Annotated in this window: 6 protein-coding genes; 5 read left to right on the top strand and 1 reads right to left on the bottom strand. The window is 66.4% G+C overall.

Annotation, left to right across the window (positions count from 1 at the left end; genetic code table 11):
• Window positions 1–662: 662 nt before the first annotated feature.
• The 5 genes from ACOQFS_RS03175 (at window position 663) to ACOQFS_RS03155 (ending at window position 6,619) form a co-directional block, all read left to right on the top strand.
• Complete coding sequence (locus ACOQFS_RS03175; RefSeq protein ID WP_421561522.1) at window positions 663–1,331, top strand: GntR family transcriptional regulator; 669 nt, start codon at window positions 663–665, stop codon at window positions 1,329–1,331.
• The gene (locus tag ACOQFS_RS03170; RefSeq protein ID WP_421561523.1) at window positions 1,331–2,818 is read left to right on the top strand and encodes a malonyl-CoA decarboxylase; all 1,488 of its coding nucleotides are present in this window, start codon (window positions 1,331–1,333) and stop codon (window positions 2,816–2,818) included. Before ACOQFS_RS03175 ends, ACOQFS_RS03170 begins: the two co-directional genes overlap by 1 nt.
• A 163-nt stretch (window positions 2,819–2,981) precedes the next feature.
• On the top strand, window positions 2,982–3,989 hold the full coding sequence (locus tag ACOQFS_RS03165; RefSeq protein WP_421561521.1) for a Bug family tripartite tricarboxylate transporter substrate binding protein: 1,008 nt from the start codon (window positions 2,982–2,984) through the stop codon (window positions 3,987–3,989).
• A 197-nt stretch (window positions 3,990–4,186) separates the two neighbouring features.
• The gene (locus ACOQFS_RS03160) at window positions 4,187–4,993 is read left to right on the top strand and encodes an enoyl-CoA hydratase/isomerase family protein (RefSeq protein WP_421561520.1); all 807 of its coding nucleotides are present in this window, start codon (window positions 4,187–4,189) and stop codon (window positions 4,991–4,993) included.
• A gap of 72 nt (window positions 4,994–5,065) precedes the next feature.
• A complete protein-coding gene (locus ACOQFS_RS03155; RefSeq protein ID WP_421561519.1) occupies window positions 5,066–6,619 on the top strand; it encodes a malonate--CoA ligase in 1,554 nt (517 codons plus the stop codon).
• A gap of 116 nt (window positions 6,620–6,735) precedes the next feature.
• On the opposite strand, the gene ACOQFS_RS03150 is transcribed toward ACOQFS_RS03155, so the two are convergent.
• Window positions 6,736–7,179 (bottom strand): universal stress protein, encoded by a 444-nt coding sequence (locus ACOQFS_RS03150; RefSeq protein ID WP_421561518.1) that lies wholly within the window; start codon window positions 7,177–7,179, stop codon window positions 6,736–6,738.
• Between the last annotated feature and the right edge of the window lie 144 nt (window positions 7,180–7,323).

The following is a 7,323-nucleotide window of genomic DNA, read 5'->3' as shown; positions in this document are numbered from 1 at the left end:
GCGGAATGCGGTGTGGGAGGAACCCGGTTGGCCATGATGGTCGATCAAACCCATCGCAAGTGGTGAATCAATACTGGCTTTGGCGTGGTGCTGTGCAGCCTGCTGGCTTGTCAGTCTGGCATCGCAAAGCTCTGGCGATTTTCTTTCCTGCTCAAGCTGGCCGCTTCATCAAACGGTTTGTGATCGCGCAGCGTTGCGTAACACATGCGCGCGTGCTTGTTGGCCAGCGATCGAGAGGACTTGTCCCGGCAAGCCGGGCCAAACCGATCACAAACTCGCCTTCGCTGGGCTCAGGCAGACTGAACCGCTCAGAGATTGGCCCCGGCAGTGTGCCGGGGTGCTGTGCGAGGCCCATTTTTGGCGTCCAGGCACCGCCCACCCAGTGCCCCCGCGTTGCTCCGCCGCCGCAATCCTCCACTTTTATGTAACCGAACCCTTCAACACGCAGTTTTTGCTTGTCATTTCCCGTAATTATGAGAAATTACGCACATGGCGGAGCAATGCACCCGGTAGACAGCATTTAACGGTGTGTTGCGAGCAGTAGAGATGGGGCAAGTCCTTGAATGTGGTGACGGCTCCTGTCGACCTGTGTACGCCATAGGAGTCAAGCGATCAACAAGCCAGTACCCCAGCGGGTCAATGACCCTGGAGCCCAGCCCACCATGCGTCCCGTTCCCAACTCCCTGCACGATGAAGCCGCCTCACGGCTGCGGGACCAGATCTTTGCGGGGGACTTGCGACCCGGCAGTTTTCTGGACGAGGCGGCGCTGTGCGAGCGGCTGGCCATCTCGCGCACGCCGCTGCGCGAGGCGCTGAAGGTGCTGGTGGCCGAGGGGCTGCTGCGGCATGAGCCGCGCCGGGGATGCTTTGTGGCCGAGATCACCGAGAAGGACCTGGACGACCTGTTTCCGGTGATTGCGCTGCTCGAAGGCCGCGCGGCGCACGAGGCCACGTGCAAGGCGGGCGGGGCGGATGTGGTGGCGCTGGAGCTGCTGCACGAGCGCCTGCAGCAGTGTGCTGACGAAGGGCGCATCACCGATTACTACGAGGCCAACTACGCCATCCACGAAGCCTTCATCACGCTGGCCGACAACCGATGGCTGGCGCAGGTGATTGGCGACCTGCGCAAGATTCTGCGCCTGGCGCGGCACCAGACGCTGCATGCCCCCGGCCGCATGCAGCAAAGCCTGGCCGAGCACCTGGCGGTGTTCGCCGCGCTCAAGGCGCGCGACGCCGAGGCGGCCGAAGAGGCCATGCGCAACCATCTGTTGCGCCAGCGCGATGCGCTGCGCGACATCGCCCGCAATCAGCAATCGAGGTTGACACCATGATGAACAGCACCCCCGAATGGATCGCCCGCAGCGTGTCGCGCCTGCGCACCAGCGCCCCCGCCGCTGCAGACAAGGCCGGTGACAAGCTGGCCAAGGCGGCAAACGACAAGTCCGTGACCGATGTGGTTGCCAAGGTGGCTGCGCCGCGGTCCACCAGCGAGCGGCTGGCGGCCACGCTGCGCCGGGGCCAGGAGGCCCTGTCGCCCCGCGCACTGCGCCGTCTGCTGGCCGACCTGCAGGAGGTGGTGGCCCCGCAGGTGAGCGAGATCGAGGGCGGGCGGCGCGCGCAGGCCGTGGCCGACTGGTATGCCAAGGCCGAGCTGGAAGAGCGCCGCGACATGTGGCTGCTGATGTGCGAGCAGTTCGCGCCCGACGCCACGCGCTTCAAGTCGGCCCGCCAGCGCTATGAGGCAGCGGCGGGCACGGCCGAAGAGGGCCAGGCCGAGATCAGCCTGCGCCGCGCGCTGGTGTCTCCGCGCACGCGGCTGCTGCAGCGGTTTGCGGTGTTTCCGGAGGGCATGCGCTTTCTGGTGGACATGCGTGCCGAGATCCTGCCGCTGCTCAAGGCCGACAAGCGCCTGCTGCCGCTTGATGCCGAGCTGGAGCACCTGTTCTCGACCTGGTTCGACGTGGCCTTTCTGGAGCTGCGCCGCCTGTCGTGGGATTCGCCCGCATCGCTGCTCGAAAAGCTCATCAAGTACGAAGCGGTGCACGACATCCGCAGCTGGGCCGACCTCAAGAACCGGCTGGACAGCGACCGCCGCTGCTATGGCTTCTTCCACCCGCGCCTGCCGGGCGAGCCGCTGATCTTTGTGGAGGTGGCGCTGGTGGACAAGATCTCGGCCAGCATCACACCGCTGCTGGACGAGGCCGCCGCGCCCGTGGACATCACCCGGGCCACCACGGCCATCTTCTATTCGATCAGCAACACGCAGACGGGTCTGCGCGGCGTGAGCTTTGGCGATTCGCTCATCAAGCATGTGGTGGAAACGCTCACGGCCGAGTTTCCGCGCCTGCGCACCTTTGCCACGCTCTCGCCCATTCCGGGGCTGCGCGGCTGGCTGTCCAAGCATGCGGGCGCGATGCTGGAGCGCCTGGACGACAAGCGCCGTGCCGAGCTGGGCCGCGCCGTGGGTTTTGAGCCGCCGCAGGCCACACACCTGCTGGGCGCCATCGACAAGGCGCTGGAGCTGGATGCCAAATCGCCCGTGCGGCAGGTGCTGCTGGAATGCGCTGCGCACTACCTGGGCCGCGAGCTGCAGGATGGCAAGCCGGTGGACCCGGTCGCCCGGTTCCACCTGGGCAACGGCGCGCGGGTGGAGCGGCTGAACTGGGCGGGCGATCCGTCCAGCAAGGGGTTGAAACAATCGTACGGGCTCATGGTGAACTACCTGTACGACATCAAGCGCATCGACAAGCACCGCAGCTTGCTCGCGCAAGGCAAGGTGCCGGTGTCGGGGGACATCGAGAGCCTGTGCCGCAGCTGACGCCGGCAGGTGGGCGCGTTGCAGGGCTTGTCATTTTGCGCAGCTACCATGATTTCCCGGTCTCGGGCTTGCGGTGGCTGGTGTAAGGTGGCCCGAGCCCTGCGGGCCCCAGGAGTCTGCTGATTCCATTTGATTTTTTACAACGACGACAGGAGACAAAGCCATGAAGAAAGATGCACACATTCAGCGCCGACAGGTATTGCTGGGCGCCGCCGCTGCCGGCCTGGGCCTGGCCGGGGGCAGCAGTGCCAGCTGGGCGCAGGGCGCTGCGGGCTGGCCTGCCAAGCCGGTGAACCTGGTGGTGCCGTTCCCTGCGGGCGGCGGCACCGATGCCTTTGCGCGGCCGCTGGCGGCGCAGTTCTCCAAGTCCACCGGCAAGACGCTGGTCATCGACAACCGTGGTGGAGCGGGCGGCACCGTCGGCGCCAGCTACGCTTCCAAGGCCGCGCCGGACGGCTACACGCTGTTCATGGGCGCGGTGCACCACGCGATTGCGCCCTCCATGTACCCCAAGCTCGACTACGACATCGAGAAGGACTTTGTGCCGCTGTTCCTGCTGGCCAATGTGCCGCAGGTGGTGGTGATCAACCCCAAGGCGGTGGCGGTGAACAACTTCCAGCAGTTCATGGACCACGTCAAGCGCAACCCCGCCAAGCTCAACTACGGCTCGGCCGGCGCGGGCACGTCGCACCACCTCGCGGGCGAGCTGTTCAAGCAGCAGACGGGCACGTTCATCACGCACATCCCCTACCGTGGCGCGGGCCCTGCGCTGCAGGACCTGATCGGCGGCCAGGTGGACATGATGTTTGACGGCCTGGGCTCTTCCGCCGCGCACATCAAGGCCGGCCGCATCAAGGCACTCATGGTGTCGGGTCCCAAGCGCAACCCCGCCTTCCCCGATGTGCCCTGTGCCGCCGAGGTGGGCCTGCCCGACTACACGGTGACCACCTGGTACGGCCTGTGGGCGCCCAAGGGCACGCCGGCCGATGTGCAGGCGCGCATCGTGGAAGAGATCCGCAAGCTCGGCTCCGCCGATGAGCTCAAGGCCATCTGGGCCAACAACGGCGCGGAGTTCGGCGGCATGACGCAGCAGCAGTTTGCGGGCCTGGTCAGCAGCGAGGTCAAGCGCTGGGCTGCGGTGGTGAAGGCCTCCGGGGCAAAGCTCGACTGAGCCCCGGGCGTGGCGCTGCCCTGGGCCCGGCGCAGCCGGGCTCGGCGGTGGCGCTGCGCCTTGCCAAGGGCGCGAGTGCCCAGAAACCTCAGCGATCCCATGCGGTGGGGCCGCCCATCGAGCGGGTGAACAAGCATGCAAGTCAGCATGCAAGTCAGTCAGTCAGTCAGTGAGCAAGCAAGCAAGCGAGCAGCCAGATGTCCGGTGAAGTGTTGATGAGTGTTCCCGAGCGCGGGCTGGTGCAGGTCACGCTGCGCCACGCCGGGCGGCTCAATGCCATGTCGCGCGCCATGTGGCGCGAGCTGCGCAGCGTGTTTGAAGCCATTCAGCGCAGCAGCGAGGCGCGCTGCGTGCTCATCGCGGGGGAGGGTGGCGCCTTCTGCGCAGGCGGCGACATTTCGGAATACCCGGGTTTCCGGTTCGACGCGGTGGCCCTGCGCGACTTTCACGAGAACGACGTGTGGGGCGGGCTTGGCGCCATGCTGGCGTGCGATGTGCCCATCGTGGCCCACATCGAAGGCGCTTGCATGGGGGCCGGGGTGGAGATCGCCAGCTGCTGCGACATCCGCATTGCCGGCAGCTCGGCCCGCTTCGGCGCACCCATTGCGCGGCTGGGATTTCCCATGGCCCCGCGCGAGGCGCAGCTGGTGGCCGGCGCCGTGGGCGATGTCACCGCGCGCCAGATGCTGCTGGAGGCCGCCACCTTCGGCGCCGCCGACATGCTGGCGCGCGGCTTTCTGAGCCGTGTGGTGTCCGACGCCGAGGTGGCTGCCGAGGCCCGCGCGAGCGCGCTGCGCGTGGCCGCCCTGGCGCCGCAGGCGGCGCGCCTGAACAAACAGACACTTCGGGCATTAAAAACGGCCCCAGCGCTTGATGATAAAGCGCTGACAGCTATCGAAAATATAGCATCAAGCATGCCCGATCCCTATGCCTACGCCGACAGCGCCGAACACCGCGAAGGCATTGCAGCCTTCCTCGAAAAGCGTCCCCCGGTGTTCCTCTGACCGGAGCGCTCCGCCTTCCTTCCGTCCCCGTACCCGTTTTTTCGCCATCTGCCTTTTTCACCACCCATTGCCATGAGCTCTTCCAACCTCTTCAGCGCACTGCGCGCAGCCTTTCCTGCCGACCTTGCCAGCACGGCCGTGGAAACCACGGCTCCCGACGGCGCACCGCTGTTCTACACCTGGGGCGACCTGGACCGCGCCAGCGCCCGCATGGCCAATCTGCTGGCTTCGCTGAAACTGCCGGAGGGCAGCCGCGTGGCGGTGCAGGTCGAGAAGTCGGTCGAGGCCATGGTGCTGTACCTGGCCACCTTGCGCGCGGGCTACGTGTTCCTGCCGCTCAACACGGCCTACCAGAGCGCCGAGATCGAATACTTCATCGGCAACGCCGAGCCGGCGGTGGTGGTGTGCACGCCCGGCAACTTCGGCTGGGTGTCCAAGATTGCCTTCACGCAGGGCACGCAGCATGTGTTCACCCTGGGCGACGACCGCACGGGCAGCCTGCTCGACCGCGCCGCGCACCACAGCGACGTGCATACGCCGGTGCCGAAGTCGGCCGACGATCTGGCCGCCATCCTGTACACCAGCGGCACCACGGGCCGCAGCAAGGGCGCGATGCTCACGCACGGCAACATGCTCAGCAACGCCGTGACCTTGAAGGAATACTGGGGCTGGAAGGCTGGCGATGTGCTGATCCACGCACTGCCCATCTTCCACGTGCATGGCCTGTTCGTGGCCATCCACGGTGCGCTCATCAACGGCAGCAAGATGATCTGGTTCGCCAAGTTCGACCCCAAGGCCGTGCTCGCCGCCATGCCGCGCGCCACCGTCTTCATGGGCGTGCCCACGCTGTATGTGCGCCTGCTGGCCGAAGCCGGGCTGAACCAGCAAGCCACCCAGAACATGCGCCTGTTCATCGCGGGCTCGGCACCGCTCTTGATCGAGACCTTCACCGAATGGCAGCAGCGCACGGGCCACACCATCCTGGAGCGCTATGGCATGAGCGAGACCATCATGCTGACCAGCAACCCCTATGCGGCCGACAAGCGCCACGCCGGCCAGACCGAGCGGCGCGGCGCCACCGTAGGCTTTCCGCTGCCAGGCGTGGGCCTGCGCGTGGTGGACGATGCGGGCAAGCCGCTGCCCGTGGGCGAGATCGGCAACATCCAGGTGCAGGGCCCCAACGTGTTCAAGGGCTACTGGCGCATGCCCGAGAAGACGGCCGAGGAGTTCACTGCGGACGGCTGGTTCAAGACCGGCGACGTGGGCAAGGTGGATGCGCGCGGCTACGTGAGCATCGTGGGCCGCAGCAAGGACCTCATCATCAGCGGCGGCTACAACGTCTACCCGGCCGAGATCGAGGGCTACATCAACGAGATGCCCGGCGTGGCCGAGAGCGCGCTGGTGGGTGTGCCGCACCCCGACTTCGGCGAGGTGGGCGTGGCCGTGGTGATCGCCAAGCCCGGCGCACAGTTGGACGCAGACGCCATCGTGGCGCAGCTCAAGTCGCAGCTGGCCAACTTCAAGATTCCCAAGAAGTGCTTCGTGGTGCCCGAACTGCCCCGCAACACCATGGGCAAGGTACAGAAGAACCTGCTGCGCGACCAGTACAAGGCGCTGTTCGCGTAACTATGCTTTTGATAGCTGCCAGCGCTTGATGGATAAGCGCTGGGGGCTGTTTTGGCATAAAAATTTGGGCGCCGGTATCGCCGGAATCGCCGGGCCGCCCGCAGCGGCTCTGGCCACTACCGCAACACCAGCACCGGGATGTGCGAGTGCGTCAGCACGTGCTGCGTCTCGCTGCCCAGCAGCAGTCGCTTGAGGCCCTTGCGCCCGTGCGAGGCCATCACGATCACGTCGCACTTGTGCTTCTTCGCGGCGGCGATCACGGCCTCGGCCACCAGGTCGGACTTGGCCACCACGGCCTTCACCGACACCCCCTGGGACACGCCCTGGGTCTTCACGCCGTCCACCATCGCCTGGGCGGCGGCGCTCCACTGGGCTTCGATGCGCTTGACGTCGCTCACGTCCACCGGCATGCCCCCCTCGAAGTAGCTGCGCGGGTAGCGCGGCACCACCTTCAGCGCCACCACCGTGGCGCCCGAAAGTGAGGCAAGGGCCAGGCCGTGCTCGACCGCCTTGTCGGAAAGCGGCGAACCGTCGGTGGCAATCAGGATGCGTTTGTACATGGCGGTCTCCTCACTGTGATGGAACAAGCTTAGAACGTGTTTACGATCTCCCAGGGGTCGCGCAGCGGCCTTGTCGGGATGGGATGCAAGGCGCGGTGCGCAGTGGATAGCCTGGCTATCCACAAGCGCCGCAACGCCGCAGAC

It is taken from the genome of Paracidovorax sp. MALMAid1276, from assembly GCF_049198005.1.
Classification (GTDB): domain Bacteria; phylum Pseudomonadota; class Gammaproteobacteria; order Burkholderiales; family Burkholderiaceae_C; genus Acidovorax.
This window is presented reverse-complemented; position numbering and strand designations above follow the sequence as displayed.

What these genes read in the sequence shown, in the direction of transcription:
- ACOQFS_RS03150 (WP_421561518.1), bottom strand. Translation starts at nt 7,179, where the DNA reads ATGTACAAACGCATCCTGATTGCCACCGACGGTTCGCCGCTTTCCGAC.
- ACOQFS_RS03170 (WP_421561523.1), top strand. Translation starts at nt 1,331, where the DNA reads ATGAACAGCACCCCCGAATGGATCGCCCGCAGCGTGTCGCGCCTGCGC.
- ACOQFS_RS03160 (WP_421561520.1), top strand. Translation starts at nt 4,187, where the DNA reads ATGTCCGGTGAAGTGTTGATGAGTGTTCCCGAGCGCGGGCTGGTGCAG.
- ACOQFS_RS03155 (WP_421561519.1), top strand. Translation starts at nt 5,066, where the DNA reads ATGAGCTCTTCCAACCTCTTCAGCGCACTGCGCGCAGCCTTTCCTGCC.
- ACOQFS_RS03175 (WP_421561522.1), top strand. Translation starts at nt 663, where the DNA reads ATGCGTCCCGTTCCCAACTCCCTGCACGATGAAGCCGCCTCACGGCTG.
- ACOQFS_RS03165 (WP_421561521.1), top strand. Translation starts at nt 2,982, where the DNA reads ATGAAGAAAGATGCACACATTCAGCGCCGACAGGTATTGCTGGGCGCC.